Below are 26,734 nucleotides of genomic sequence, written 5' to 3'. Positions count from 1 at the left end.
GATGCCGTCGATCAGGGAGTGACGGCAGCCGTACTTGTTGTCGAACTTCGACTTCGTCACCGCGTCATTCACGTTGATCGCCGGGAACAGCAGGGTGCCCTCGGACATCATCTCGTAGAGGCGGTGGACACCGGTGGTGGTCTCCTCGGTGACACCGCGGACGTCGGACGCCAGCTGGGTCCACTTCTGCGGGCTCTCGCCGAGGGTGCGGTTGAGCAGGGTGAGGATGTGGCCGTACTCCTCGGAGTCCGCGGTGGACGGGTCCGGGGCCGCGCCGACCTTCTCGAACTCGACGCCCTTGTGCACCAGGAGGGTGGCGTCACCGCCGTCGTCCAGGATCATGTTCGGGCCGCCGGTGGGGGTGTTCGGCCAGGTCAGCGCCTGCTCCGTGCACCACCAGTACTCCTCCAGCGTCTCGCCCTTCCAGGCGAAGACGGGGACGCCCTGCGGGTTCTCCGGGGTGCCGTTCGGGCCGACGGCGATGGCGGCGGCCGCATGGTCCTGGGTGGAGAAGATGTTGCAGGAGGCCCAGCGGACCTCGGCGCCGAGGGCGACCAGGGTCTCGATCAGGACGGCGGTCTGCACGGTCATGTGCAGCGAGCCGGTGATCCGGGCGCCGGCCAGCGGCTGCGCCTGCGCGTACTCGCGGCGGATCGACATCAGGCCCGGCATCTCGTGCTCGGCCAGGGTGATCTCCTTGCGGCCGAAGACGGCAAGGGAGAGGTCTGCGACCTTGAAGTCCATTGCGTGCTGCTCCTCGTGGTTCGAGAGGGTGGGTACGGCTGAGCCGTGCACCGGGCCGGAGGTTCCGGAACGGCACACCTGGCGCAGTCCGTCGGAGGCCCTCTCTCCCCTCGGCCGGTCACCGGGACCGCCCGCCTGCCATCAGCAGCGACGTCTGGCACTGCTGACGAATCTACACCGATCGGCCCAGCGGACCCCAGCCGGTCAGGGGACAAGTCGCGTGCCGTTCGGGGGCTTCCAGGGGCTCCGTACGATTCCTCGCGCGCGCCCATGCGCACGGAACGTCATGCACAGGGATGGGATTCATGGAAGAGGACGGCATACGGGTCCGGAGACCCGGGCGGGGGCTGGGGATCGCCGCACTCGTACTGCTGCTGGTGGGAGTGGTCCTGGGAGGCGGGATCTTCGTACTGGGGCGGTCCCTGGTCACCGGCACGCAGTTGCAGAGCGAGCACATGTCACCCGCGTACGCGCGCGGTGACCGGATCGCCTTCCGGAACGGGCGGGAGGTCGGGCGGGGGGACATCGTGTTGTTCCGGGGGTCTGCCTGGGGTGAGAACCGGAACGTGATCGAGCGGGTGGTCGCGGTCGGGGGTGACGTGATCGCGTACGAGCGGGGCGCCGACAGGTTCACCCTGAACGGGAAGCCACTGGAGGAGCCCTACCTGCGCGGCGGGGACCCGGTGGCGGCGACCCCGGACCCGTTCCGGGTGACCGTCCCGGAAGGCCGGCTGTTCCTGATGGGCGACCGCCGGGGCAACTCGTACGACTCCCGCTTGCGTCTGGAGGAGAACGACGGAACGGTCCCGGTGTCGGACGTGATCGGCGTGGAGTGGCCCGCGGGACCGACCGCCCTCATGGTCGGGGGTCTGCTGCTGCTGTTTTCCGCGGGGCTGCTGCTCACCGGTACCGGGCTGGGCATCGCCTGGCTGGTGGAGCGCCGGAAGCCCGCGCCGGTGCCGCCGGTGTGGGGGTCCGCGATCCCCGAATGACGCCGCAAGGGCGTCGGGAAGAACGGAGGAGGCCCTCGCGAGCCGGTGCTCGCGGGGGCCTCCTCGTGCTCGGTGCCCGATACGGGCTCGGGCCACGGACTCCGGGCTATTCGGCCTGGGCTCCGGCGGGTGCGGAGCCGTTCTGGGCGTCGTCCCCGCCGGCGGGCTCCTTGTAGATGTCCGGCTCCAGGTAGATCACGCGGGCGATCGGGACGGCCGTACGGATCCGCTCCTCGGCGGCGTCGATCGCGTGGGCGACCTGGGCCGCGGTGTTGTCGTGCTTGACCGCGATCTTGGCGGCCACCAGGAGCTCCTCCGGGCCGAGGTGCAGCGTGCGCATGTGGATCAGACGGGTGACGGTCTCCCCGTCGACCAGCACGGCCTTGATCTTCTCGACGTCCTCGGCGCCCGCGGCCTCGCCGAGCAGCAGCGACTTGGTCTCGGCTGCCAGCACGATCGCGATCAGGATGAGCAGGGCGCCGATGCACAGGGTGCCGATGCCGTCCCAGACGCCGTCGCCGGTGAGGAGGGCGAGGCCGACGCCGCCGAGGGCGAGGACCAGGCCGACGAGCGCGCCGAAGTCCTCCAGGAGCACCACGGGGAGCTCGGGGGCCTTGGCCCGCCTGATGAACTGGGTCCACGTGAGCTTGCCGCGGATCTCGTTCGACTCCTTGATGGCGGTGCGGAACGAGAAGCCCTCGGCGATGATCGCGAAGACCAGGACGCCGACGGGCCAGTACCAGGCCTCGATGGGCTCCGGGTGCTTGACCTTCTCGTAGCCCTCGTAGATGGCGAACATGCCACCGATGGTGAAGAGCACGATGGAGACCAGGAAGGCGTAGATGTAGCGCTCGCGCCCGTACCCGAAGGGGTGCTGCGGAGTCGCCTCGCGCTGCGCCTTCTTGCCGCCGAGGAGCAGCAGGCCCTGGTTTCCGGAGTCCGCCAGCGAGTGGACGCTTTCCGCGAGCATCGACGAGGAGCCGCTGAAGACGAAGGCAACGAACTTGGCTGCGGCGATGGCGAGGTTGGCGGCGAGTGCCGCCACGATCGCCCTGGTACCGCCCGACGCGCTCATGAGTGCGGATGTCCTTTCCTGGCCCTGAACCTGAAGCTGACCCTGCTGTCACAGGTACGGCCGCACATTGTTGCAGTCCGCGATGCGGACGGTGCGTCAGGCGATGACGGTGGCACGGAAGACCGTGCCATTCCCGGACAGTTCAACCTTTTCGCCCGCCGGGACGAAGACGGATCCGCCCGGCGTCAGGGTCAGTTCGCCGACCCGGGCCGAACCGGCCGTGCAGAGCAGGATCTGCGGGGTGCCGTCCGGGACGTGGACCGGGGCGGCCGCCGGGGCCAGGTCGAAGCGGGAGAGGCGGAACTCGTCGATCGGGGTCTCGTAGACCTCTTCGCCGTCGCCCTCGGGGCGGAGCAGGGCCGGATCGGAGGGCTCGAACTTCACGATCCTCAGCAGTTCGGGCACGTCCACGTGCTTGGGGGTCAGGCCGCACCGCAGCACGTTGTCGGAGTTGGCCATCAACTCGACGCCGAGGCCGCTGATGTAGGCGTGCGGGACGCCGGCGCCGAGGAACATGGCCTCGCCGGGCTGGAGTCGGACGTGGTTGAGGAGCATCGCCGCGATCACGCCCGGGTCGCCCGGGTAGTGGTGGGCGAGGTCGGCGTACGGGGCGTAGGCGCCGCCGAGGCGGGTGGCGGCGGCGGTGACCTCGGCCACGGTCCCGGCCATCTCCTCCCGGTCCGCGCCGAGGACGGCCGTCAGCATCTCGCGCAGCGCCGCCTCCTCGGGGTGGGCGTGCAGCAGGTCCACGTACGGCTTGAGGGAGTCGACGCCGAGCCCGGAGAGCAGGTCGGCGGACTCCAGCGCCGGACGGAACCCGCACAGTCCGTCGAACGGGGTGAGCGCGCAGATGAGTTCGGGCTTGTGGTTGGCGTCCTTGTAGTTGCGGTGCGGGGCGTCGATGGGGATGCCGCGGCGCTCCTCGTCGGCATGGCCCTCCCGCGCCTGGGCGATGTCGGGGTGGACCTGGAGGGAGAGGGGTGCGCCCGCCGCGAGGATCTTGAGCAGGAAGGGGAGCCGGGGCCCGAACTTGGCGACGGCGGCGGCGCCGAGCTCGCGCTCGGGGTCCGCGGCGATGAGCTCGGACAGGGAGGTCTCACCGGCGCCGCGGTCCAGGCGCGAGGGGGCGCCGGGGTGCGCGCCCAGCCACATCTCCGCCTGGGGTTCGCCGGTCGGCCGGTTGCCGAGGAGCTCCGGGATCAGGGTGGTGGAGCCCCAGGCGTAGGGGCGGACGGTGTTCGTCAGGCGGTCCATCGGTGGTCTTCCTGGCTTCCTCGGTGTGGGCGGCGTGGCGGTGCACGAGTGCGCGGGTTCGCGGGTGTGCTGCCGCGCCTGGTGCGGTGGTGCGCTGTACGCGCGCTGGTCGCGCGGTGGTGCCGGTATGGCCGGTGGTTCCGGTGTTGCCGGTGGTGCCGGTGGTGCTGCTGCTTCGAGTGGTGCGGGGCCGGGGTCCCTGGTGCGTACGCGGGTGCGTGGTGCGTGATGCCGTCGTGCGTGGTGCCGTCGTGCGTGTTGCTTGGTGCCTCGTGCGTGTTGCTTGGCGCCGTTGGACGTACGTGCCCTCAGGGGCGGCCTCCGGACGCCAGCGCCAGGTAGGCGGTGGCGAAGTCCGTGATGGCGAGGAGCTCGGCGAGCTGCTCCAGCTCCCCGCCCTCCTCGGGTTCGAGTTCGCTGATGGCCGTGTCGTGGCTGAGGGCGAGTTCGCGGGCCGCGGGGGCGGCGGTGAGGCCGCCGGAGGGCCGGTCGCGGAGCAGGACCACCCGGGCGTGCAGGGCCTGGGGCTCGTCGACCCGGTCGCGGAAGAAGTCCTCGGGGTCGGCTCCGGCCGCGAAGGCCCCGGCGAGCAGGACCCCGTGGCGGGGCAGCGCCTCGGGCAGCTCGGCGGCGAGCGCGGGGCGGCCGGCCAGCTCGGCGAGGGTGGCGGCGAAACGACGGCCGGCCGGGGCGGCGCCGGGGCCCTCGCTCCAGATGAGCGGGAGGGAGTCGGCGAGCTCGGCGGCCAGGGTCTTGGCGGGGTTGCTGTACGTCGCGATGGCCGGACCGCAGCGTTCGGCGGTGTGGTCGAGGCGGTCGGCGACGAGCTGCAGGGTGTCGGGGGCGGCGGTGATCAGGCCGACCTTGTCGAGCAGCACGAGCAGGGGGGTGAGCAGGGCCCACAGGGCGCCCGGGCCGGCCGCGGCGCTCTCGTCGTAGTCCTCGTACGGCGCCTTGGCCATCGGCACCAGGAGGCCGTGCGCGGCCTGCACCGCCTCGTTGATCGGGGACCGGGGCGGGGCCACGGCGACCACGCTGCAGCCGCGGCGGTACGCCTGCTCGACGAGCTGGGCGAGGCCGGGTTCGGTGCCGTCGGTGGTGGCCACGAGCAGCAGGTCGACGGGGCCCGCCCAGCCGGGCAGCGCCCAGCGGAGCGCACCGGCGGCGTGCGCGACGCCGGTCGGGTGCAGGCGGGTCACCGGTGCCGAGGCGCCCGCCAGGGCGCCGAGCAGGTCCGCCACGCCGGTGGCCGCGGTGCCGGGGCCGGCGATCAGGACGGACCGGGGGCGGCCGTCCGGGCGGAGGTCGCCCAGGCCCGCCTCGGCCGCGTGCCGGGCCGCGGTACGGACCCGGGCCCCGGCTTCGGCCGCGCCGCGCAGCAGTCCGCGGCGGTCGGCGCGGGCCAGGTCTTCCGGTGCGTCGAGCAGCGACTCGTCGAGCATGCGGGGCCTCCGGTCGGTTGAGTTCTCGGGCTCTCGGATCTCGGATCCCGGCTCACGGCGTGCGGCTCGCGGGCGCGGCCCGTGGGGCGCGGCGCGCGGCCGGTGGGGCCGGGGCGGGGGCTCAGGCCGGGCGGCGGGCCTCGTCCACGAGGAGGACCGGGATGCCGTCCCGGACCGGGTAGGCCAGGCCGCAGTCGGCAGCGGTGCAGATCAGCTCGGGCGTCTCGGCCTTGGTCTCGTCCTGGAGGGGGGAGTGGCAGGCGGGGCAGGCGAGGATCTCCAGGAGGCCGGCTTCGAGCGGCATGAGGGTCCGTCCCTTCGGATGCGTATGAGGTTGGGCCTGGTCAGCGTACCGCCAGGGCCCTTTGGCTGCACCGCCGTACGGCTCCGCCGGTCGGCCGGTCGGCGATACCCCGCCGCGGTGTGCGTGCGCGGCCGTTGCCCGTGCCCCGGCGGGGCGGGCGTTGGCGGCTGGTCGCCGCGCCGCGCGGGGGCCTGGGCGCTGCCGTGGCGGGGCGGGCCTCGGCAGCTGCACGCTGCCGCCGTGCGGGTGCCTGAGAGCGGCCCCGGCGGGGCGGGCCTTGACGGTGCCACGCCGCGCCGGGGCCGGCGAAGCCGGTGTCCGGGCTCGGGGCGCTCGGGCGGAGCGAGCCATCGCTGCGGCGAAGCCGGTGCTTTGCCCGAGAGGCGCGGCTTCGGCCGAGCCGAGCGGGGCTTCGGCCGAGCGAGAGCGAGCCTGCGGAGCGGTGTTCCGGTGTGCCCACCCGTTCCGCCCTGCGGAACGCCTGCCCACACCTCGGTCGAGCCGACGCCCTCACCCTGGGCGGAGCCATGCGCCCCGGCAGGGCCGGGCAAAGCCCTGCGGAACGCCTGCCCACAACCTCGGCCGAGCCGGCGCCCTCACCCCAACCTGAGCGGAGTCGGCGGCCTCGCCCTTGGCGGAGCCGGCGCGCGCGCCTCGGCGGAGGCGCGGGGTGGAGCCGGGCGGAGTGCCCGCCCGGGCCTCCGTGGAGGTTCGGGCGGGCAGAGCACGGCGGAACGCCCGCTCGGGCCTCGGCGGAGGCGGTCAGCCGCGGATCAGGGACAGGGCTTCGTCGCGGATGCGGGTGAGCGTTTCGGCGTCGCGGGCCTCGACGTTCAGGCGGAGCAGCGGCTCGGTGTTGGAGGCGCGGACGTTGAACCACCAGTCGGCGGCGGAGACGGTCAGGCCGTCGAGCTCGTCCAGTTCGACGCCCTCGCGGGAGGCGTACGCCTCCTTGACCGCGGCGAGGCGGCCCGCCTGGTCGGCGACCGTGGAGTTGATCTCGCCGGAGCCGGAGTAGCGCTCGTAGGAGGAGACCAGGGAGGAGAGCGGACCGTCCTGCCCGCCGAGGGCGGCGAGGACGTGGAGGGCGGCCAGCATGCCGGTGTCCGCGTTCCAGAAGTCCTTGAAGTAGTAGTGCGCCGAGTGCTCGCCGCCGAAGATCGCGCCGGTCTTCGCCATCTCCTCCTTGATGAAGGAGTGGCCCACGCGGGTGCGGACCGGGGTGCCGCCGTTCTCCCTGACGACCTCCGGCACCGACCAGGAGGTGATCAGGTTGTGGATCACGGTGCCGGTGCCGCCGTTGCGGGCCAGCTCGCGGGCGGCGACCAGGGCGGTGATCGCGGACGGGGAGACGCCCTCGCCGCGCTCGTCGACGATGAAGCAGCGGTCGGCGTCGCCGTCGAAGGCGATGCCGAGGTCGGCGCCCTCGGTCCGGACCCGGTCCTGCAGGTCCACGATGTTCTTCGGGTCCAGCGGGTTGGCCTCGTGGTTGGGGAAGGTGCCGTCCAGTTCGAAGTACATCGGGACGACGGTCAGCGGCAGACCCTCGAAGACCGAGGGGACGGTGTGGCCGCCCATGCCGTTGCCCGCGTCCACGACCACCTTCAGCGGGCGGATCGCGGCCAGGTCGACCAGGCCGCGGAGGTGCGCCGCGTAGTCGGCGAGGACGTCGTGCTCGGTGACGGTGCCGGGCGTGTCGGACGCGGCGGGGGCGCCGGCCTCCGACCACTTCTCCACCAGGGCGCGGATGTCGGAGAGACCGGTGTCCTGGCCGACGGGGGCCGCGCCGGCCCGGCACATCTTGATGCCGTTGTACTGCGCGGGGTTGTGGGAGGCCGTGAACATGGCGCCCGGCAGGCCCAGCGCGCCGGAGGCGTAGTACAGCTGGTCGGTCGAGCACAGGCCGATCAGGGTGACGTCGGCGCCACGGCCGGCCGCGCCCCGCGCGAAGGCCGCGGACAGACCGGGCGACGAGGGCCGCATGTCATGGCCGATGACGATCGCCGAAGCGTCCGTGACCTCGACGAACGCCGCCCCGAACAGCTCCGCGAGGGACTCGTCCCAATCGTCGGGAACGACTCCGCGCACGTCGTACGCCTTGACGATGTTCGAAAGATCCGCAGCCACTGCCTGCCCTCCACCTGGGGTCCTGTCCGTCCGGACAACCTACCCTGCCCCGCCGGGGCGTTCAGCGGCACAAAAGCGTCAGGAATCCGGCGAGCGCAGTACGCGCAGATGGCCGCGGCGTGTCTCGTTCCTCGGACTCGCGCCGGTCCGGCCGCTGCCGCCGGCCTCCGCCGCCCGCTCCTGCGGACGTGCCGCCTCGCGCACGGCGTTGGCCAGTGCTTCGAGGTCGTCGCCGCTCGGGCGGGACGGCGCGGAACCGTCGGACAGGCGTACGACCTCCCAGCCGCGCGGGGCGGTCAGGCGCTCGGAGTGCTCGGCACACAGGTCGTAGCAGTGGGGTTCGGCGTAGGTGGCGAGCGGGCCGAGGACTGCGGTCGAATCGGCGTAGACGTACGTCAGTGTTGCGACGGCAGGGCGGCCGCACGCGGTGCGCGAACAGCGACGTACAAGGCTCACGACGTTGGACGGTACCGCACTCTTGACCGGGCCGCGACGACTCCGGGTCAGCTCACTCCCCCGTGTCGTGGCGTGATCGCGACGGTGGCCGGCCCGGAGCGGGGCCTCTCACGCACCGGGCGCGGCCGGCACCACCCTCCGGACCCGCCCGTAATGTCCCGTGTGTGACATCCGCTCGCCGGCGGCGGAATCGGTCCCTTCGGGGGCGGTGGAGGGCTACCCTGCCGAGGTGATGGACAGTTCGCCGACGCAGCCCACCGAGCCCCGCCCCCGCCGACGCGACCGGCACGGCCGCGGCATGCGCGGGCCGGTGGCACCCCCTCAGGTACCCCTCGCGGCGAGCCGGGCCGAGCTCTTCGGGGATCTCGTGCAGGACTCGGTCGAGCGGCTGGAGCGGCGCTGGCCGCAGCTGGCCGAGGTGGAGTTCATGGTGGCGGAGGTCCCGGGGGCGCCGGGCGGCGCGGACACCGGGTGGAACGACGAGGCCGTGCCGCTGGGCGGGCTGGTGGAGCCGGACGAGGGCCGGCCGGCCCGGATCATCGTCTACCGGCGGCCGGTGGAGATCCGTTCGAAGACCCGCGACGACCGGGCGCTGCTGGTGCACGAGATCGTGGTGGAGCAGGTGGCCGAGCTGCTGGGGCTGTCGCCCGAGACCGTCGACCCCCGGTACGGGCAGGACTGAGGCCCTCGCCTCCCGAGGCCGTCGCCCCCGCTGAGGCCGTCCCCCGGACTCGCCCTCCCCGGACTCGCCCTTCCCGGATTACTCCCGCCCCGTCCGGTTCCGGTCGTCGTCCAGGACCGTCAGGTCCTGGGACGCCTCGGGGACGGAGACCGTGCCGCGGTCGTCGGTGAGCGGCTGCACGGTGAAGAACAGGATGCCCTCGTGGGGCAGCGACAGGGTGCGCGCCGCGTGGACCGGGCCACCCGAGAGGGTCTCCACGGTCAGCGCGTACGGTCCCTTGCCGCCCCCGCCCGGCACCGGCGGGGGTACCGCCGCCATGGTGGTGCCGGCCTTCACCGTGTACTCCTGGCTCGCCGGCTCGCCGCCCTGCGTGCCGGCCGAGGCGGTGACCCGCACCTTGGCGTCCGTGCCCACCGCGGTGAGTGAGAGGGTGGTGGCCCCCTGGTCGGTGCGGTTGTCGGCGTTGGTGGCCCGTGCGCCGACCGGGCCGGCCGCCGGGACGAAGCCGAGCTCCTGCTTGGCCCCGGTGCCCCGGACCACCCTGACCGCCGCCACCACCGGGACGGACTTCCCCGGGTCCGCGGGCGTCAGCACCAGGGAGCCCGGCTCGCCGCGGGTGACGTCCTTCAGGTCGAGGGAGGCGGTCATCCCGCCCTTGACGTGCAGCTGCTCGCTCCCGGCCGGGCTGATCGAGCCGCCCGGCCCGGCCAGCTTGATGCGCAGGTCGGCGTCCTCCTCGCCGGGGGCATGGGCAATCAGCCGGACCGAGGTCGCGTCGGCCGGGATGCCGGGCAGCACCAGGGAGCCCGCGGGGTCGGCGGAGGCCGGCAGCCAGTCGGCGCCGACGCCGTCCTCCATGACCTGCGCGGACGCCCCGACCCGGCCCGAACGGGTCGTCACATGGGTGGTGACGTCCGGCAGCTGCTCGGAGGTCAGGGTGCTCAGCAGGACCCGGACCGAGGACCTGGGGCCGACCCGGATGTTCTCCCCGCTGCCCTGCTCCGTCTTGGCGCGGCCCTCCGGGCCGAAGAGCTCGATGTCCACCACCGCCGGGGAGTCGTCCGCGTTGGTCAGGTGGACGTAGTCCTGGCGGCCCTGGGAGGTCGCGGTGCCCGGGAACCAGAAGTCGGTGCCGGGCGGGGTGCAGGCCAGTCCGAGCAGGCCCCGGGCCTGCCCCACCGACACCTTGGTGGTCTGCTGGGCGGTCCAGCCGGGGGCGAGGGCGCCGTCGGCGGTCCCGGTCAGCGCCGGGGCCTCGGCCCCCGAGGCGGTGGCACCGACCGGCTTGCCCGCCTCCTTCAGCTCCAGCACCTGCTTCTGCTCCTTGGTGGCGCCGACCAGGCGGGCCGCCCCCTGTCCGCCGACCCCGCGGGCCCCGCCGGCCGGGGTGACGGCCGTGTAGGCGGTCTCCGCGATGTCGGAGCCGGAGGGCGACGGGCAGACCAGGGCGGAACGTTCGACGGGCCGGCGGGCGGCGGCCGGGGCCGCGCCGGTGGCCGCGGTGCCGTCGGGTGCGGTGAGGGCGGCCATGCCGGTGAGGGCGGCGAGTGCGGCGGCCGCGGCGGCGAGGGTCAGGGGTGCGCGCTTCACTGCCGGTGGCTCCCGTCCGGACGCGGCCGCTGATGGCCGATCGGCTGTCCGTATGCGTCGTACTGCTGCCCGTGCTGTTCGTACTGCTCGTGTCCGCTGTGGTGTTCCTGCTGCCCGTGCTGCCCGTACGGTCCGCCGTACTGGTCGTACTGCCCGTAGGGGGCGGCGTCGTCGTAGGCGTACGGGTACGGCTGCTGCTGCCCGGGGTATGCGCCGTACGCCGGGTCCTGCGCCTGCCCGGGGTCACCGGGTGCGCCGTCGTGGACGCCGTGCGGGCCCGCAGGGGCGGCCGGGCCGGCGGGGTACCCACCGGCGTCGGCGTCCTCCGTGCCCGCGTAGTCGTAGCCGTACGTGTCCTGCGGGTAGGGCACCTGCGCGGGGATCTCGGCGTACGGGTCGGCCGTGACCGGCGCGCCGGCACCGTCACCGCCGTCCGCGCCGTCCGCTGCTCCCGCCCCGGCTCCGGCCCGCAGGCGGCGCGCCCGGCGGCCCTCGCCGTACTCCGCGCCGGCCGATCCGTCCGGGCCGGTGGCCTCCTCGTCGGGGAGGTCGTCGTCGAGCTGCCTGCGGCGGCCCGGCAGGGCCAGCACCAGCAGCAGTACGGCGAGCGCGGCCTGGGCCCAGTGCCAGGCGGTGCCGGTGGCCGAGTCGGCGTGGGTGAGGTCCAGGCGGCCGCCGTCGGCGGGGAGTTCGAAGCCCTGGGCCCACCCGTCGAGGGTCTTGGCCCGGAGCGGTTCGCCGTCGAGGGTGGCCCTCCAGCCGGCGTCGGCGCGGTCGGCGATGCGCAGGGTCCGGCCGGGCCCGCCTGCGGGGAGCGTGGTGTGGACGTCGACCGGGCCGGCGGCCACCGGGATCGGGGCCTCGCCGGGCTTGCCGGAGAGGATCACGGCGCGCGCGACCTGGCGGTCGACCCGCCAGAGGGCGCTGCCGTCGAGCTGGCTGAGCCGGCTCAGGCCGGGGGTGGCGTCGAGGACCTGGTGGAACCGCTCGGGGGCGCCGTCGCGGACCAGGACGTAGCGGACGGCGAAGGCGCCGAGCTGGTCGGTCTGGTCGGCGCCGGAGCCCGCGACCAGGCTGGAGACGACCTTGTCGAGGCGCTGGTCGCCGCCGGTCGCGGCGGCGAGTTCGGCGTCGCCGAGGCGGCCGCCGGAGCCGCGGACCAGGGTGTAGGAGACGGCGGCGGACGTGCCACCGAGCACGAGGGTGCGGGGCTGGTCGCGGGTGCCGCTCTCCTCGGCGACGAAGGCCGGGACCTGTACGGGGTCGCGGCGGTCCAGCGGGCCGTCGGCTCCGACGGTCGTCCAGCCGACGGCGCCGAGCAGCGGGCCGGCCGCGGCGGCCAGGCCGATGAGTGCGGCCAGGGGCTGGCGCCAGCCGAAGCCGTGGGCGGCGAGCCGGTCCTTGGCGCCGTCGGCGCCGAGGGCGGCGGCGGCCAGCAGGGCGAGGCCGTAGACGAGGGTGGCGGGGCCGGCCCAGCCGCTGCGGTTGGTGAGGACGGCGAGGAGGAGGCCGGCGAGGGCGGCCGCCCAGGCGGTGCGGACCGCGAAGCCGCGTTCCTCGCGCAGGAGCGCGGCCAGGGCGGCGAGGACGATGCCGAGGAGCAGGAGCCCGCCGCCGGTCTTGGGGCCGCCGGGGCTGATGCCGAGCAGGTCGAGGGCGGTGGCGGCGCCGCTGCCGTAGGGGAGTCCGGCTTCGCGGAGGAAGCGGGCGGGGTGCGTGAGCAGGGTCAGCGACCAGGGTGCGAGGACCAGCAGCGGGGTCGCCAGGACGGCGGCGTGGCGGGCGGCGTACGTCTTCCACTCGGCGCGGCGGAGCACCACGGCGGCGGTGCCGAGGGCGGCGGCGAGCGGCCAGAGGGCCGGGGTGAAGGCGGTGGCCAGGGTGAGGAGCAGGGTGTACGTCCACACCGCGCGCCGGCTGCCGCGGTCCCCTTCGGGGTCGCCCCCGGCGGCGAGTCCGTACGCGGAGACGCCGGCGCGGGCGATCGGCGGGAGGAGTACGGCGAGCAGGGCGGTGCCGAGCCGGCCGCCGGCCAGGGCTCCGGTGACGGCGGGGAGGAAGGCGTAGGCGACGGCGGCCCAGGCGCGCAGCAGCCGGGATTCGACCAGGGGGCGGGAGGCGAAGTAGGCGGTGAGTCCGGCGAGCGGGACGGAGCACACCAGGAGCAGGGTGAGGGCGGCCTGGGTGGAGCCGAGCAGTACGGCGGAGAGCGCGGCGAGGACGGCGAGGTAGGGGGGTGCGCCGGCGGTGGAGCCGGTGCCGAGGGGGTGCCAGTCGTCGGCGTAGGTGCGCCAGAGGTCGCCCGCTCCGGCGGGGGCGGGCAGGAGCGCGCCGCCCATGAGGGTGCCGCCGGCCAGCAGGGAGCGGCAGGCGACGAGGGAGACGAGCAGGAGGAGGGCGAAGAGGACGGGGGCCGGGTTGCGGGCGATCCGCTTGAGGCGGCCGAACTGCTCGATGTGCAGGTAGTCGGCGTCGTCGCCGCCGGGGCCGGATTCGAGGCCGCCGCCGTGCCGGCCGGCGGCGGTGTCGGTGTCGCGACCGGCGCCGAGGTGGCCGGCGAGCTGCTCGACGTTGGCGCGGAGGGTCGCGCCGGGGGGCGGGAACAGTTGCCTGAGTTCCTTGGCGGGTACGGCCGGGCGGCCGCGTCTGCGTCGGCCGGAGAGGATCCGGCCGGGCCGCAGGAGGGTGCCGAGGAGTCCGGTGAACTCGTCGACGGCCTGGCCGGGGGCCTTGCCGACGAGGTAGCCGAGGGTGCGCAGCAGGGTGCCGAGGACCAGCCGGACCAGTACCCAGGGGAGGACCGCGCCGGGGGTGTTGACCAGGACGGTGTAGGCGGCGCCGGCCTTGTCGACGCGGTGCGGGCTGGAGGGGCCGCGGCCGGCGCAGTCGACGGTGCGGCGTTCGCGGGCGGCGGCCTCGGCGTGGCGGAGGACGGCGTCGGGGGCGACGAGGACGGGGTGGCCGGCCCGGTGGGCGCGCCAGCAGAGGTCCACGTCGTCGCGCATCAGGGGGAGGCGGCGGTCGAAGCCGCCGAGGGCGTCGTAGACGTCGCGGCGGACGAGCATGCCGGCGGTGGAGACGGAGAGGACGGTGCGGACCTGGTCGTGCTGGCCCTGGTCCTGCTCGCGGCGGTCCAGGCCGGTCCAGCGGCGGCCGCTGTGGGCGATGGTGACGCCGGTTTCGAGGAGCTGCTTCCTGTCGTACCAGCCGCGGAGTTTGGGACCGAGGATTCCGGCGTCGGGGTTCTCGTCGGCGACGCGGAGGAGTTCGGCGAGTGCGTCGGGTGCGGGGGCGCAGTCGTCGTGGAGCAGCCAGAGCCACTGGACGGGCTCGCCGTGGGGGAGCTCGGGGAGGTCGTAGGCGTCGTCGCGCCAGGTGCGGCTGACGGGGTCCCAGCCGCTGGGGCGCTTGAGGTAGGGGAGGTCCTCGGGGGTGAGGGTGCCGGCGTTGCGGGCGGCCTCGTCGACTGCGGCTCCGAAGGAGGTGCGGCGGGCGAGGTGGAGGACGCGGTCGTCGCCGAGGGCGTCGGCGAGCAGCCGGGCGGAGTCGTCCCCGCTGCCGGTGTCGGCGGCGATCCAGTTCTGGACGGGGCGGTCCTGGCCGAGGAGTCCGGAGAGGGCCTGCGGGAGCCAGCGGGCTCCGTCGTGGGCGACCAGGACGGCGGTGACGACGTGCCGGGGGAAGGCCGGGGCCTCTGTGGCGGTGGTTGCCTGGTGGGGGTGCAGGGACATCGCGGTACGGGCCCTCCGGCTGGGGGTCCCCCGGACGGGTCCGGGGTGGTTCCGGGGGTACGGGCCCTCGGAGTCGGCTGGACAGCGCCCCACACTAGCCCTTGGCAAGCCCTTGGAATGCGACGGTCCGCCTCCAGCGGGGAAGGTGCAGGAGGCGGACCGTTTGCTCTGTTCGCTATGTGTGCAATGCGTGCTGCTCGACGGTCGGGACCGATCAGACAGCGGCCTTTTTCAGACGGCGGCGCTCACGCTCGGACAGTCCGCCCCAGATGCCGAAGCGCTCGTCGTTGGCAAGGGCGTATTCGAGGCATTCGGAGCGGACCTCACAGGCGAGGCAGACCTTCTTCGCCTCCCGGGTGGAGCCGCCCTTCTCGGGAAAGAAGGACTCGGGGTCGGTCTGGGCGCACAGAGCGCGCTCCTGCCATCCGAGCTCCTCGTCCGCCTCCTCGACCAGCAGTTCCTGAAACAGCTCGGTCATGTGCGCCCCTCGCTCTGTCTGTGCGTCCCCGTGGTTGCCGTGTCCGGTCTGGCCGGAACAACACGAGTGAAATTACAAGTGTGTGGATCCGGGGCAGTCAAGCCGAGATCTGCTATTGGGCCCCTTATTCACCCTGCGGAACCAAGCCTATGCAGAAAGTGTTCATATCGCCAAAAATCGTGACACTTGCCGCAGGGTCGACTTGATCACCGGTCGCATCCGTAGCCGACGCGTCACCCTCCGGTGTGGTTGCGTTCCGGCCACAGAAGCGGCGGAGATCACAGTCCGGTCACGACGGGCCGCGCACGTTTACAGGTGCGACTGGTGCGCCAATCCCCTGGCCGGGACTGCACAAACCTTTCTCCGCGCACAGTAACCGGATGAGGTGAATCTTTTCTCGCAATCCGGACATTGGGTTGACAGTCAGGCCCCCGAACCGCTCTCCTTGTCCGCATGTCAGTGACCGCAGCCGCCACCCGGACCCCCATTCGTGGGTTCCTGCGTGCTGCCCAGGGTCTCTGTTGCTGTCGCGGCTGTTGAAGCCTCCGCACCCCTCGCGATCCCCGCGACCGCCCGACAGCACCCCCAGCGCTCCGCGCCACTGACTTCCGCCGAGGAAACCCGTGAACAACGACAGCGACCTCCAGATCGCCGGCGACATCCTCGAGGTCCCGCACCTCCTCCAGCCCGCCAAGGAACACCCCACCACCGTGGCCGAGTTCATCGGCCTCGCCCGCGAGATCTCCGCCGACCGCACCGCGTGGGAACACCTCGTCGAGTACGACGCCACCACCCGCTGGTACCACCGGCTGCGCACCGGCCCCGGCTACGAGGTCTGGCTGCTCAGCTGGGTCCCCGGCCAGGGCAGCGGCCGGCACGACCACGGCCGCTCCTCGGGCGTGCTGACGGTCCTCGACGGCGAGCTCACCGAACACGGCCAGCGCGGCCCGCGCACCCTCGCCCCCGGCACCCAGCACGTCTTCGCCCCGGGCTACTCCCACGAGGTCGTCAACGACTCCCTCGACGGCGCGGTCAGCCTGCACGTGTACTTCCCCGGCCTCACCGAGATGCCGATGCACGAGATGCCCCGGTGCACCCCGGCCACTGCGGAACCCGTAACCGCCTGACGGTGATCACGACCGTGGCAGACTGCGCCTCATGCGCATTGTTGTTCTGGCCGGCGGTATCGGCGGCGCCCGTTTCCTCCGCGGACTGAAGTCGGCGGCCCCCGACGCGGACATCACCGTCATCGGCAACACCGGTGACGACATCCACCTGTTCGGGCTGAAGGTCTGCCCCGACCTGGACACCGTGATGTACACCCTCGGCGGCGGCATCAACGAGGAGCAGGGCTGGGGTCGCACCGACGAGTCCTTCAAGGTCAAGGAAGAGCTCGCCGCGTACGGCGTCGGGCCCGGCTGGTTCGGGCTCGGCGACCGCGACTTCGCCACCCACATCGTCCGCACCCAGATGCTGTCCGCCGGATACCCGCTGAGCGCCGTCACCGAGGCGCTCTGCGACCGCTGGCAGCCCGGCGTACGGCTGCTCCCCATGTCCGACGACCGGGTCGAGACCCACGTCGCCGTGACCCTGGACGGCGAGCGGCGCGTCATCCACTTCCAGGAGTACTGGGTGCGGCTGCGCGCCTCGGTGGACGCCGAGGCCGTCGTACCCGTCGGCGCCGAGGCGTCCAAGCCCGCCCCCGGCGTGACGGAGGCGCTGGCCGAGGCCGACGTCATCCTCTTCCCGCCGTCCAACCCGGTCGTCTCCATCGGCAGCATCCTCGCCGTGCCCGGGATCCACGAGGCCGTCGCCGCGGCCCCGGCGCCCGTCATCGGGCTCTCCCCCATCGTCGGCGGGGCCCCGGTGCGCGGCATGGCGGACAAGGTGCTGGCCGCGGTCGGCGTGGAGTCCACCGCCGCCGCCGTGGCCCGGCACTACGGGTCCGACCTCCTGGACGGCTGGCTGGTGGACACCGCGGACGCCGACGCCGTCGCCGAGGTCACCGCCGCGGGCATCGAGTGCCGCGCCGTACCGCTGATGATGACCGACCTGGCCGCCACCGCGGCGATGGCGCGGGCCGCGCTGGACCTGGCGGAGGCCGCCCGGTGACCGTTGCCGGCACGCCCGCCGCGGCCGCACCCTCCTACGAGGTGTTCGCGGTCCCCGGCCTCCCCGAAGTACAGCCGGGCGACGACCTGGCGAAGCTGATCGCGGCCGCCGCGCCCGGTCTGCGGGACGGGGACGTCCTGCTGGTCACCTCGAAGATCGTCTCCAAGGCGGAGGGCCGGATCCTCGCCGCCGCCTCCCGCGAGGCCGCGATCGACGCCGAGACCGTACGGGTGGTCGCCCGCCGGGGCCCCCTCCGGATCGTCGAGAACCGGCAGGGGCTGGTCATGGCGGCGGCCGGGGTCGACGCCTCGAACACGGCGGCCGGCACGGTCCTGCTGCTCCCCGAGGACCCCGACGCCTCCGCCGAGTCGATACGGACCGGACTGCGCGCCCTGCTCTCGGTCGAGGTCGGCGTGGTCGTCACGGACACCTTCGGCCGGCCCTGGCGCAGCGGCCTGACGGACGTGGCGATCGGAGCCGCCGGCGTACGCGTCCTGGAGGACCTGCGCGGCGGCACGGACGCCCACGGCAACCCGCTGAGCGCGACGATAACGGCCACCGCCGACGAACTGGCCGCCGCGGGCGACCTGGTGAAGGGCAAGTCCAGCGGCTGCCCGGTGGCGGTCGTACGCGGCCTGACCGGCGTACTGGGCGAGGGTTCGGCCCGGGAGCTGGTCCGGGCGCCCGCCGAGGACCTGTTCCGGCTGGGCACCTCCGAGGCCGTGCGGGAGGCCGTGACCCAGCGCCGTACGGTGCGTGCCTTCACCGACGAACCGGTGGACCCGGGAGCGGTCCGGCGGGCGGTCGCCGCGGCCGTCACCGCGCCGGCCCCGCACCACACCACACCGTGGCGGTTCGTGCTGCTGGAGTCGGCGGAGTCCCGGCTGCGGCTGCTCGACGCGATGCGGGACGCCTGGATCGCGGACCTCCGCCGCGACGGCAAGCCGGAGGAATCCATCGCCAAACGGGTCCGCCGCGGCGACGTCCTGCGGAACGCGCCCTACCTGGTGGTGCCCTGCCTGGTCGCCGACGGCGCCCACCACTACGGGGACGCCCGGCGGGACGCGGCGGAACGCGAGATGTTCGTGGTCGCCGTGGGCGCCGGCGTACAGAACTTCCTGGTGGCCCTGGCCGGCGAGCGCCTGGGCTCGGCCTGGGTGTCCTCCACCATGTTCTGCCGCGACGTGGTCCGCGAGGTCCTCTCGCTGCCCGCGGACTGGGACCCGATGGGCGCGGTCGCGGTGGGCCACGCGGCGACCACCCCGGCGGAACGCCCGCCGCGCGCGGCGGAGACCTTCATAGAGGTCCGCTGAGGATGAGCCCCCGGGGCCCGGTCCCCGGGACCTGGGACCCGGGGCCCGGGCCGGCGCGGCTCACCAGGCAGCGATGTCGGTACGCCGCATCTTCGGGGTCCGGCGGGGCGGCACCCGGCCCGAGAGCAGGATCAGCCGGGCCGCCCGGTGGCGTTGCCCGGCGTACGGCGCGAGGAGCTCCAGCATCTCGGCGTCGTCAGCGTCGGCGTTCCCGGCCAGCGCGTAGCCGACGATGCCGGGCAGGTGCAGGTCACCGGTGGTGACGGCGTCGGCGGCGCCGTTGCTGCGCTGCAAGGTCTCGGCAGAGGTCCAGGGCCCGATCCCGGGAAGGGCCTCCAGCCGCCCGGTCGCCTCCGCGAGCGGCATCCGCGCAGCTTCCTCCAGCCGGCGTGCGACGCGCGCCGCCCGAATGATCGTCCCGGACCGCTTGGCGTCCACGCCCGCCCGGTGCCAGTCCCAGGACGGGATGCAGGTCCAGGTGCGGGCGTCGGGCATGACGTACAGGCACTGTCCGGGCACGGGCTCGGGCCCCGGGGCGGGCTCACCGTACTGCCGGACCAGCCGCCGCCAGGCGCGGTACGCCTCGTCCGTGGTGACCTTCTGCTCCAGGACCACGGGAATCAGGGTCTCCAGCACCAGCCCGGTACGGGTGAGCCGCATCCCGGCGCGCCGGCGGTGGCTGGCGTGCACCAGACGGTGCCGCGGGACGAACGCGGACGGATCGTCCTCGGCCCCGAGCAGCGCGGGCAGCCCGTCGAGCACCCAGTCCGCCCCGGGCCCCCAGGCATCGGCCTCCACGGCATCCCCGTGCCGCGACACCCGGAGGGTGGCGGCACCCTGCGGGGTCAGGCTGGCCCGCCACACCGACCCGTCGGCCGTCGTACGGAAGGTCGGATCGGCGGGCCCGCGCCGCAGCGGCCCCAGGGTGAGCCCGAGATCGGTGACCTCGGCCGGCACCCAGGTCCGGCTCTTCGCCCCGGAGTGCGCACTGCGCGCCCCCACACGCGGAACGGGCACGTCGACCCGCCCACCCCGCGCAGCGGTGGGAGTCAGCGGATCGAATCGGCCTGCCACCCCTTGAGCGTAGCCGCGCCCCCGGGCCAGGGAGCCCCGTCCCGTCACGCCGGAACCGGTCCACCGCGCTCCGGCCGACGCACGAAGGCGAGCGGATCAGGTGCGGTCACTCCGCTGCCGGGTCGCATTCAGGGTCCCCACGGTGGTGGGCGTAATGGTTCGGGCGAGCGCCCGACGCGGAGAACGGGACGATCGTCTGGTAGGCCGGCCCGAGGATGAGGTGCTGGCAGACACAGCAGACGCGCCCCGCCGCCACGTTCTCAAGGAGCGTGGACCACTCGGTGTAATCGGCTCCCCGGATGTACGCCACGAGCGCGGGGCGATCCGGGAATCCCGGACGGGCTGCGTTCTCCCGCACCACTGCCATGAGCGTGCCGGATTGCCGAGTCGACGTGTCCGTCACGGATTTGTTGAGCAACGGGTGTGCGACGTGGCAGAACGGCTCAGCCGCCGTTTGGTGGTCGTTCATCCCTGGCTCCCTATCGTCAGTGGGCAACGAGAGAACGATGAACCGTCAGAAGTTCCGCCAACAGGACTTCTTGAGGACTTCTTTCGACCTTGAACCGGACTTCCTCGGGCGGAATTCGAGGAAGCGTGGCCTCCTGCCGGACTTCCTGCCACAGTGGTGTTCTCCACGCCCCAAAGGAGATTGCGATGTCGCGACCTACCGGAAACACGCGTCTACGCGCTGCCCGTACGGCCGCTGGATTCGGCTCCCAGCAAGCACTTGCCGACGCCCTCTCCGCTCTCGGCGTGACGGTCGGTCTGAAGCAGATCCAGCGCTGGGAATCGTCTTCTCCACCGTGGCCTTATCCGGACGCACGCCAGGCCCTGCAGCAGTTGCTGGGCCGGACGATGGAGGACCTGGGGTTCACTCCGCCCGAGGGTGTTGCCGATCCGCGACCACCTGCGACTGTCCTCGCACCGCCGACCCGCGGTCCCATGCGGACCCCGAACACCATGCAGCCGGCGAGCACCGGCTCCGACTACCTCACGGTCACCCGCGCCCACCGGCAGCTCTACTGGAGTGTCGCCCCGGCCACCCTGCACCCTGCCGTGGCAGCCCACGCAGAGCTCGGTGAAGCCCTGCTCCCTGCAACCTCCGGCCTGACCCGGCGCAGCCTGGCCACAGCGCTGGCCGAGTCCTGGTTGCTCGCCGGTCGGATCGAGTTCTTCGATCAGCAGGTACCGGCACGCGCCCAGGATTCCTGGGTGCGCGCACTCCAGGCCGCGGGCGAAGCGGACGATCCGCTCCTCGGCAGCGCGATCCTGGCGCACATGGCCTTCATCCCGGGCTGGTCCGGGAACCAGCCTGCCGTTGCCGAAAGAATGGCGGCAGCGCGCACCTACGCGCGACGGGCCGCAGCTTCCACAGGCTTCCGGGCATGGCTGGACGCAGTCGAAGCCGAGTGCGAAACCCGGTGCGGAAACACCTACACGGCACTCCGGCTGATCAACCACGGCGAGGACGTCCTGGCAGTCGGAGACGATCAACCCGACCCGGAGTGGATGGACTGGTTCAGCCCGGTCCGGCTTGCGGCGTTCAAGGGGAACACCCAACTCAAGGCAGGACACCTGCCCCAAGCCAGGGAGACGCTTGTCCGCGTCCTGGAGGAGCTCCCCCCGGACGCGGACAAGCAGCGGACCGTGGTCCTAGGCGATCTCGGCGCGGTGGAGGCCGAGGCCGGCCGTCCCCAGGACGCCGCGGCCTACGCAGTACGCGCCCTGGAGCTACTGGAGACGCACTGGTACGCAACCGGCATGGAGCGCGTCCGAGACGTGCGACGCGCCCTCGCACCATGGCAGCACGAGCAATGTGTCCGCGATCTCGATGACCGGCTGTACGCCTGGGGGCCAGTCCTCAACGCCCTGACGCATTGAACGCCGACACAAGGCCCGGAAGTTCCTCCAGGGACTCCACGCGGAACGTCGGAAGCGTCCGGGCCTCTTCGCTGTTCCACTGGATCGTGGCCCACGGCCCACGGTGCACGAGTGCCGTATGCATCCCGGCAGCAGCCCCCGGTCGAAGATCGTTGTCCACACGATCTCCGACATACAGGATCTCGTCATTCGCGAACGGGACCACCTCGGCCACCCGCTCGAAGAAGGCGATGTCCGGCTTCGAAGCACCCCAGTCGTCCGAGGTCCCGATCAGGTCGACATCCGGCGTGAAAAGCTCCCGCAGCAGCCCGCCCGAGCGAACGGTCTGGTTCCCTGCGATGCCCAACCACACCCCGTCGGCACGGAGCTTGGCCAACGCGGGCCGGACATCCGGGTAAAGGTCCGCTTCACCGAACCACTCGGGCTGACCAGCAGCAGCACGCGCCTCGCGCTGCTCGGTGAGGTCGAATCCGGGCCGGAACTCCTCGAACACCTCGCGGTAGTCGCGTCCCTGCGCGATGACCGCCCCGAACATGGCGGCGAACGTATGGCGGGGGACGCCGAGCCAGTCGGCCCATGTCCCGTACTCGCGGGTCTCGTCGACCAGGCATTCACCAACGTCGAAAACCACAGCTCGAATCATGTCCCCGAGCCTATCGGCGACCACATCGGCGCCTCAGCCGCCGATCCCTGAACACCGCGTAGCGATCGACGTCGGCCTATGTTCGGCCCCCACGGTCGGCATCCGCTGAGAGACAGGAGCGCGTAGCGATCTGAGGCGCCCTGGACGGGCCTGGATTGCAGTCATCTGATCCACTGCACCGCTGCATCCGCCCCTTCGGGGCGGCTGACCGAGCGGAGCCTCTGACCAGCCCGCCAACGCCAGACCCGAGGCGTCCTCGGTCCCCCATGCCATTCCCCCGGGGGCCGCCCGACAGTCCTTGTCGTTCCGGGACGGTCGTCGGGGTCAAGGGTGGCCCGAAGGGCCATCGCCCAACGGGCGACGCGACGAAGGAGCGCCCTTGACGCCGACGGCCGGCACGGAAGGACAGTGAGGACTGACGGGCAGCCCCCGGGCACCCCCATGACGCCGCCCAGGCAACGCCCCGGCACACCCACCACCCCGACCCACCGACCGGTCCCGTCCGACAGGAGTCCGGTTGCTTGCCCCGTCCCGCACGACTGCGTCGTCCGGCCCGGTGACACGGTGCCGGGGGGTGGGTGGGCAACCCCCGACCGGGCCCGCTCCGGCTCGGGGGGTGGAGCGGGCCGCGGCAGTAGCGACGTACCCCCTACGGCCGACCCTGCAGCACCGCCGAAGCCGTGCGGGTCGGGGGGAGTTGGCCGTAGAGGCGCTTGCCCGGGCATTCTGTGGCGAAGCCGTCTCGGTGGCCCGAGATCACGTTCATCGAAACGTTTCTGCCCTTGGGGAACTTGTTGCCTCCCGCCGACTTCAGGGTCGTCTTCCCGCGCGGGTCCGCGTTGAACAGGCCCAGCTTCCACGCCGTCAGCCCGGCCACCGCGTCCACCGCCGCCTGCGGCGGTTCGGACGCCGTGAAGGTGCCCAGTACGGCGATCCCCATGCTGTTGCTGTTGAAGCCCATCGTGTGCGCGCCGAGCACCGGCTTCGCGATGCCGCCGGCGCGACCCTCGTACACGTTGCCGCACTTGTCGACCGCGAAGTTGTAGCCGAAGTCCCGCCAGCCGCTGCTCACCACGTGGTACCGGTACAGACTGCGCAGCACCGCCGGGGCGTCCCTGCAGGCGTAGTTGTTGCCCGACGCGGTGTGGTGGACGAACGCCGCCTTGACCGACTGCGTGTAGACGAAGCCCGCCTCGCGCAGCGATTCGTCCGCGCCCCACCCCCTCCGCGTGATGATCTTCGGTCGGGGGCCGATGTACGGGCGGGCCGCCGCCTCCAGCGCCCCGTCGCTGGCGAAGACCGCGTCGGCGGTGGCGTCCGCCTTGTTGAGCTCCGCGATCTCGGTCGCGCCGAGGGGAGCGTGCGGCACGTTGGCCAGCGAGGACTCCGCCATGGCCATGGTCATGCCCTGGGCCGCTCCGGGGCGGCCCTTGTGGTCGCCGCCCGTGCCGGAGCCCGTACCGCCGTCCGTGCCGCCGTCCGTGCCGGGCTGCGTGTCTCCGTCCGCTCCGCCGTCCGCGGGCGTGGAGCCGTTCTTGTCGTCGTGGGTACCGGGGCGCGCCTCGCCGGGGTCGACGAGTTCGATCCGCATGCCCGCCGGAAGGCTGGACAGCGTACGGACGCCCGTCCCGGCCCGGACCCGGACCTCGATCCCGTCCGACGGCCCCACCCACAGCGGGGCGGTGCTGCCGCGCACCCGGCCCGAGGTGCGTTCGGCGCCGTCCGGGTCGGCCGCGTGTTCGCTGTTGTGGGTCTCCACGTCCTGCCAGTCGGACCAGCGCCCGTCGGCGACGGACCGGGTGCGCACCTGGACGCGTCCCAGGAGCTCCGTGGCCGCGTCGTCCCAGACGACGCCGACCAGCGAGAACGTCTTGACCTCGCGGGCGGGCAGGCCCTGTGCCTCGGGCACGCGGGGCGTGGCGCTCATGCCGGGTGCTCCGGTCGCCCGGTCCCGCGCCGGTCCCAGGGGGACCAGTGGCAGCGACTGGGTCGACCCGGCGGGACCCACGGGGGCGGCGGACTCGGCGTAGGCGGCTGACTCGGCGGGGGCGGCGGACTCGGCCAGGGCGGGGGTGGCGAGCGCGAGCGGGAGGGCCAGTGCGGCCGCGGTCGCGACGCCGATCGAGGAAGCAAGGAATCCACGCATGTGAAAGATCGTGGGCGCAGTCCGGGGCACCTGCCAGCGGGAACTGACGGTCCGTCGGCGCGCCGGGCGCACCGTGCTCCCCCGGACGGATGAGGGCGGCTGCGCCGGACGGGCGAGGCTCCCCGACTACCCTGGGCCGGGTGAACGCCACTGACCGCACCCCTGCCGACCTGCTGCGATCCGCGCTCGCCGCGGACCCCGGCCGTCCGCTCGTCACCTTCTACGACGACGCCACGGGCGAGCGGGTCGAATTGTCCGTCGCCACCTTCGCCAATTGGGTGGCCAAGACCGCGAACCTGCTCCAGGGCGACCTCGGCGCCGGCCCCGGCGACCGGCTCGCGCTGCTGCTCCCGGCCCACTGGCAGACGGCCGTCTGGGTGGTCGCCGCCGCGTCCGTCGGCGTGGTGGTCGAGCCCGGCGGCGATCCGGCCGGCGCCGACCTGGTGGTGAGCGGCCCGGACACCCTGGACGCGGCCGCCGCCTGCGGCGGTGAGCGGGTGGCGCTGGCGCTGCGGCCGCTGGGCGGGCGCTTCCCGCAGCCACCGGCCGGGTTCCTCGACTACGCGGTGGAGGTTCCCGGGCAGGGCGACCGGTTCGCGCCGTTCGTTCCGGTGGACCCGGGCGCCGTCGGGCTGGCCGTGGGCGGTGTCGAGCTGTCGTACGCGCAGCTGGTCGAGCGGGCGCGCGAGGACGCGGCGAAGCTCGGGCTCGGCGAGGGGTCGCGGGTCCTGTCCGGGCTCCCCTACGACGGCTGGGAGGGGCTCTCGGCCGGGCTGTTCGCGCCGCTGGCCTCGGGTGGGTCGGTGGTGCTGTGCCGGAACCTGGACCGGCTGTCCGGGGAGGGCCTGGCCCAGCGCCGGGAGAGCGAGCGGGTCACCCGCACCGCGGAATGACCACGGCGGGGACCTGGTGATCCGCGGCGGAACGGCCCGTACCGCGGGACGACCCGTACCGCGGGATGGGCCGTACGGCGTGACGGCCTGCAGCCCCTGCCCCCTCGCCCCCGGGACGCCCCCGTCCCGGGACGCCCCCGCGCCGCCCACGGCAACCCCCGCCACCCGCCGTGACCCCCACCACCCGCCGTGACCGCCGCCCTCCCCCCGTCGCCGCCCGCCCGTCACCTGCGGCGCCACGCTTTTTGTCACCCGTTCGGCGGAGTCCGCACCCCCGCCCCCGGGCCGCTCCGCCCTCCCCGGGTCATGCTCGGCGGAGGGTGCGGCTCGCGGGCCGGGTCCGGGCCGGTCGGGTCCGGGCGCGGTGCGTGAGCGGTACCCGGCGGTCGCACCCGTACGTACGGCCGCCCGCGACGCGTGAGGGGACTGACGCGAGTGACGGACAGCGCGGGCATACCCGGCGGCACCGGAGCGGCCGGGGGCGGAGCGAAGCCCCCGGGCCGTCGGCGCCGCCTGCTGCGCTGGACCGGGGTCGGTGCGGCCCTGTTCGTGGTGGCCGGCACGGGTACCGGGTGGTGGGTCTACAACAAGCTGAACGCGAACATCACCGAGGACTCCTCCGCCGTCGCCGAGCTCGAACGCTACGAGCGGGAGCGCCCGGCGCGGACCGCCGGCGGCGCGGAGAACATCCTGCTGATCGGCTCGGACTCGCGGGCCGGCCCGGGCAACGCCCGCTACGGGCTCGACGGGGGCCGTGCGCGCACCACCCAGCGCTCGGACACCACCATCCTGCTGCACGTGTCCGCCGACCGGCGCCGCGCCACGGCGGTCTCGGTGCCCCGGGACCTGATGACCGAGATCCCCGACTGCGGGAGGCCCGACGGGAGCCGCACCACCCGGCAGTACGCCCAGTTCAACTGGGCCTTCGAGTGGGGCGGGGCGGCCTGCACCATCCGTACCGTCGAGAAGCTGACCGGGATCCGGGTGGACCACCACATGGTGGTGGACTTCCGCGGGTTCAAGAAGATGGTGGACGCGGTCGGCGGGGTGGAGGTCTGCCTGAAGACGCCGATCGACGACGCCGAGGCGAAGCTGAAGCTCCCGGCCGGGCGGCACGTCCTGAACGGGGAGCAGGCGCTCGGCTTCGTCCGCGCCCGTTACAGCCTGGGCAACGGCAGTGACACCGAACGGATGCAGCGGCAGCAGCAGTTCCTGGGCTCGCTGGTGAAGAAGGTGCAGAGCAACGGAGTGCTGCTGAACCCGGCCAAGCTGTACCCGCTGCTCGACGCGGCGACCTCGTCGATCACCACGGACCCGGGGCTGGCCTCGCTGCGCGGCCTCTACGAACTGGTCCGCAGCGTGCGGGACATCCCGACCGGAAACGTGCAGTTCCTGACCGTGCCGAGGCATCCCTACCCTGCCGACCCGAACCGTGATGAACTCCATGAACCGGACGCCTCACGACTGTTCGGGCAGCTGCGCGCGGACCGCCCGCTGACCCTGACCCCGCCCGAAGCCGGCACCGAACCCGGAACCGCATCCGGCACCGGAGCCTCCCCCGAAGCCGAAGCCGAAGCCGAAGCGGAGGCCGAAGCGGAAGCGGGAGGGGACCGGACCGGTCACCCGGAAGACCGGAGTCCGTCACCGGGGACGACGGCGGGGCCGACTGCACGGAGCAGCGGCACCCCCTCGCCCGACCCCACGTTCACGGGCACCACGGCCGGGGCCGCGTCCTGTAGGTGACCGGGCGGTAAAGCAATCCCAAAAGGCATCGCCCGAACCGAGCTTCTGAACCGG

Annotated in this window: 22 protein-coding genes; 8 read left to right on the top strand and 14 right to left on the bottom strand. The window is 73.4% G+C overall.

Features of this window, described 5'->3' with window-relative positions:
• A partial coding sequence (locus AB0O36_RS14320) for an adenosylhomocysteinase (RefSeq protein ID WP_365108926.1) occupies window positions 1-744 on the bottom strand: 744 nt, incomplete at its 3' end.
• 305 nt (window positions 745-1,049) lie between these two features.
• Here AB0O36_RS14320 and lepB point away from each other — a divergent pair.
• Window positions 1,050-1,736 carry a signal peptidase I gene (gene lepB, locus AB0O36_RS14315; RefSeq protein ID WP_365108923.1) on the top strand — a complete coding sequence of 229 codons (687 nt, stop codon included), beginning with the start codon at window positions 1,050-1,052 and terminating at the stop codon, window positions 1,734-1,736.
• Window positions 1,737-1,842: 106 nt separating this feature from the next.
• Here lepB and AB0O36_RS14310 read toward each other — a convergent pair whose 3' ends face one another.
• The 6 genes from AB0O36_RS14310 to AB0O36_RS14285 form a co-directional block, all read right to left on the bottom strand.
• Window positions 1,843-2,811: a cation diffusion facilitator family transporter gene (locus tag AB0O36_RS14310; RefSeq protein WP_365108920.1), complete on the bottom strand. Its 969-nt coding sequence runs from the start codon at window positions 2,809-2,811 to the stop codon at window positions 1,843-1,845.
• A gap of 96 nt (window positions 2,812-2,907) precedes the next feature.
• The gene (gene manA, locus AB0O36_RS14305; RefSeq protein WP_365108917.1) at window positions 2,908-4,065 is read right to left on the bottom strand and encodes a mannose-6-phosphate isomerase, class I; all 1,158 of its coding nucleotides are present in this window, start codon (window positions 4,063-4,065) and stop codon (window positions 2,908-2,910) included.
• 308 nt (window positions 4,066-4,373) lie between these two features.
• A complete protein-coding gene (locus AB0O36_RS14300; protein ID WP_365108914.1) occupies window positions 4,374-5,507 on the bottom strand; it encodes an SIS domain-containing protein in 1,134 nt (377 codons plus the stop codon).
• A gap of 121 nt (window positions 5,508-5,628) precedes the next feature.
• Window positions 5,629-5,811, bottom strand: a complete 183-nt coding sequence (locus tag AB0O36_RS14295; RefSeq protein ID WP_365108911.1) for a Trm112 family protein — start codon at window positions 5,809-5,811, stop codon at window positions 5,629-5,631.
• A gap of 762 nt (window positions 5,812-6,573) precedes the next feature.
• Window positions 6,574-7,938, bottom strand: coding sequence for a phosphomannomutase/phosphoglucomutase (locus AB0O36_RS14290; protein ID WP_365108909.1), 1,365 nt, complete (start codon window positions 7,936-7,938; stop codon window positions 6,574-6,576).
• A gap of 78 nt (window positions 7,939-8,016) precedes the next feature.
• Complete coding sequence (locus AB0O36_RS14285; protein ID WP_365108984.1) at window positions 8,017-8,445, bottom strand: DUF3499 domain-containing protein; 429 nt, start codon at window positions 8,443-8,445, stop codon at window positions 8,017-8,019.
• A 181-nt stretch (window positions 8,446-8,626) separates the two neighbouring features.
• Here AB0O36_RS14285 and AB0O36_RS14280 point away from each other — a divergent pair, with 181 nt between their 5' ends.
• The gene (locus tag AB0O36_RS14280; RefSeq protein WP_365108981.1) at window positions 8,627-9,076 is read left to right on the top strand and encodes a metallopeptidase family protein; all 450 of its coding nucleotides are present in this window, start codon (window positions 8,627-8,629) and stop codon (window positions 9,074-9,076) included.
• A 78-nt stretch (window positions 9,077-9,154) separates the two neighbouring features.
• Here the strand turns inward: AB0O36_RS14280 and AB0O36_RS14275 are convergent, their stop codons facing one another.
• The 3 genes from AB0O36_RS14275 to AB0O36_RS14265 all read right to left on the bottom strand — a co-directional run bounded on the left by AB0O36_RS14275 (window position 9,155) and on the right by AB0O36_RS14265 (window position 14,875).
• The gene (locus AB0O36_RS14275) at window positions 9,155-10,666 is read right to left on the bottom strand and encodes a DUF5719 family protein (protein ID WP_365108906.1); all 1,512 of its coding nucleotides are present in this window, start codon (window positions 10,664-10,666) and stop codon (window positions 9,155-9,157) included.
• Window positions 10,663-14,397 (bottom strand): glycosyltransferase, encoded by a 3,735-nt coding sequence (locus tag AB0O36_RS14270; RefSeq protein WP_365108903.1) that lies wholly within the window; start codon window positions 14,395-14,397, stop codon window positions 10,663-10,665. Before AB0O36_RS14270 ends, AB0O36_RS14275 begins: the two co-directional genes overlap by 4 nt.
• A 214-nt stretch (window positions 14,398-14,611) precedes the next feature.
• On the bottom strand, window positions 14,612-14,875 hold the full coding sequence (locus tag AB0O36_RS14265) for a WhiB family transcriptional regulator (RefSeq protein ID WP_003983763.1): 264 nt from the start codon (window positions 14,873-14,875) through the stop codon (window positions 14,612-14,614).
• A 623-nt stretch (window positions 14,876-15,498) separates the two neighbouring features.
• On the opposite strand from AB0O36_RS14265, the gene AB0O36_RS14260 reads away from it, so the two are divergent.
• Genes AB0O36_RS14260 through AB0O36_RS14250 form a run of 3 tightly spaced genes read left to right on the top strand, consistent with a single transcriptional unit; the run spans window position 15,499 to window position 18,300 of the window.
• On the top strand, window positions 15,499-16,002 hold the full coding sequence (locus AB0O36_RS14260; RefSeq protein WP_365108900.1) for a cysteine dioxygenase family protein: 504 nt from the start codon (window positions 15,499-15,501) through the stop codon (window positions 16,000-16,002).
• A 31-nt stretch (window positions 16,003-16,033) separates the two neighbouring features.
• On the top strand, window positions 16,034-16,987 hold the full coding sequence (gene cofD / locus AB0O36_RS14255; protein WP_365108897.1) for a 2-phospho-L-lactate transferase: 954 nt from the start codon (window positions 16,034-16,036) through the stop codon (window positions 16,985-16,987).
• The gene (locus AB0O36_RS14250; RefSeq protein WP_365108894.1) at window positions 16,984-18,300 is read left to right on the top strand and encodes a coenzyme F420-0:L-glutamate ligase; all 1,317 of its coding nucleotides are present in this window, start codon (window positions 16,984-16,986) and stop codon (window positions 18,298-18,300) included. Before cofD ends, AB0O36_RS14250 begins: the two co-directional genes overlap by 4 nt.
• Before the next feature lie 60 nt (window positions 18,301-18,360).
• Here the strand turns inward: AB0O36_RS14250 and AB0O36_RS14245 are convergent, their stop codons facing one another.
• Window positions 18,361-19,317 carry a DNA-3-methyladenine glycosylase 2 family protein gene (locus tag AB0O36_RS14245; RefSeq protein WP_365108891.1) on the bottom strand — a complete coding sequence of 319 codons (957 nt, stop codon included), beginning with the start codon at window positions 19,315-19,317 and terminating at the stop codon, window positions 18,361-18,363.
• A gap of 163 nt (window positions 19,318-19,480) precedes the next feature.
• Complete coding sequence (locus tag AB0O36_RS14240; protein WP_365108888.1) at window positions 19,481-19,843, bottom strand: hypothetical protein; 363 nt, start codon at window positions 19,841-19,843, stop codon at window positions 19,481-19,483.
• A 185-nt stretch (window positions 19,844-20,028) separates the two neighbouring features.
• Here AB0O36_RS14240 and AB0O36_RS14235 point away from each other — a divergent pair, with 185 nt between their 5' ends.
• A complete protein-coding gene (locus AB0O36_RS14235) occupies window positions 20,029-21,255 on the top strand; it encodes a transcriptional regulator (RefSeq protein WP_365108885.1) in 1,227 nt (408 codons plus the stop codon).
• Here the strand turns inward: AB0O36_RS14235 and AB0O36_RS14230 are convergent.
• Together AB0O36_RS14230 and AB0O36_RS14225 are read right to left on the bottom strand one after the other, a co-directional pair.
• Window positions 21,236-21,898 (bottom strand): HAD family hydrolase, encoded by a 663-nt coding sequence (locus AB0O36_RS14230; RefSeq protein ID WP_365108883.1) that lies wholly within the window; start codon window positions 21,896-21,898, stop codon window positions 21,236-21,238. The genes AB0O36_RS14235 and AB0O36_RS14230 overlap by 20 nt on opposite strands.
• A 649-nt stretch (window positions 21,899-22,547) precedes the next feature.
• On the bottom strand, window positions 22,548-24,044 hold the full coding sequence (locus tag AB0O36_RS14225; RefSeq protein ID WP_365108880.1) for a peptidoglycan recognition protein: 1,497 nt from the start codon (window positions 24,042-24,044) through the stop codon (window positions 22,548-22,550).
• Between the two features lie 140 nt (window positions 24,045-24,184).
• Between AB0O36_RS14225 and AB0O36_RS14220 the strand changes: the two genes are divergently transcribed.
• Window positions 24,185-24,937, top strand: coding sequence for a TIGR03089 family protein (locus AB0O36_RS14220; protein WP_365108877.1), 753 nt, complete (start codon window positions 24,185-24,187; stop codon window positions 24,935-24,937).
• 435 nt (window positions 24,938-25,372) lie between these two features.
• Window positions 25,373-26,680, top strand: coding sequence for an LCP family protein (locus AB0O36_RS14215; protein WP_365108874.1), 1,308 nt, complete (start codon window positions 25,373-25,375; stop codon window positions 26,678-26,680).
• Window positions 26,681-26,734: the final 54 nt, after the last annotated feature.

Source organism: Streptomyces sp. NPDC089799 (assembly GCF_040684755.1).
Classification (GTDB): Bacteria; Actinomycetota; Actinomycetes; order Streptomycetales; family Streptomycetaceae; genus Streptomyces.
The sequence above is the reverse complement of the archived record's forward strand: the minus strand, read 5'-3'. Positions and strand labels throughout refer to the sequence as shown.

What these genes read in the sequence shown, in the direction of transcription:
- lepB (WP_365108923.1), top strand. Translation starts at nt 1,050, where the DNA reads ATGGAAGAGGACGGCATACGGGTCCGGAGACCCGGGCGGGGGCTGGGG.
- AB0O36_RS14310 (WP_365108920.1), bottom strand. Translation starts at nt 2,811, where the DNA reads ATGAGCGCGTCGGGCGGTACCAGGGCGATCGTGGCGGCACTCGCCGCC.
- manA (WP_365108917.1), bottom strand. Translation starts at nt 4,065, where the DNA reads ATGGACCGCCTGACGAACACCGTCCGCCCCTACGCCTGGGGCTCCACC.
- AB0O36_RS14300 (WP_365108914.1), bottom strand. Translation starts at nt 5,507, where the DNA reads ATGCTCGACGAGTCGCTGCTCGACGCACCGGAAGACCTGGCCCGCGCC.
- AB0O36_RS14295 (WP_365108911.1), bottom strand. Translation starts at nt 5,811, where the DNA reads ATGCCGCTCGAAGCCGGCCTCCTGGAGATCCTCGCCTGCCCCGCCTGC.
- AB0O36_RS14280 (WP_365108981.1), top strand. Translation starts at nt 8,627, where the DNA reads ATGGACAGTTCGCCGACGCAGCCCACCGAGCCCCGCCCCCGCCGACGC.
- AB0O36_RS14270 (WP_365108903.1), bottom strand. Translation starts at nt 14,397, where the DNA reads ATGTCCCTGCACCCCCACCAGGCAACCACCGCCACAGAGGCCCCGGCC.
- AB0O36_RS14265 (WP_003983763.1), bottom strand. Translation starts at nt 14,875, where the DNA reads ATGACCGAGCTGTTTCAGGAACTGCTGGTCGAGGAGGCGGACGAGGAG.
- cofD (WP_365108897.1), top strand. Translation starts at nt 16,034, where the DNA reads ATGCGCATTGTTGTTCTGGCCGGCGGTATCGGCGGCGCCCGTTTCCTC.
- AB0O36_RS14240 (WP_365108888.1), bottom strand. Translation starts at nt 19,843, where the DNA reads ATGAACGACCACCAAACGGCGGCTGAGCCGTTCTGCCACGTCGCACAC.
- AB0O36_RS14235 (WP_365108885.1), top strand. Translation starts at nt 20,029, where the DNA reads ATGTCGCGACCTACCGGAAACACGCGTCTACGCGCTGCCCGTACGGCC.
- AB0O36_RS14230 (WP_365108883.1), bottom strand. Translation starts at nt 21,898, where the DNA reads ATGATTCGAGCTGTGGTTTTCGACGTTGGTGAATGCCTGGTCGACGAG.
- AB0O36_RS14225 (WP_365108880.1), bottom strand. Translation starts at nt 24,044, where the DNA reads ATGCGTGGATTCCTTGCTTCCTCGATCGGCGTCGCGACCGCGGCCGCA.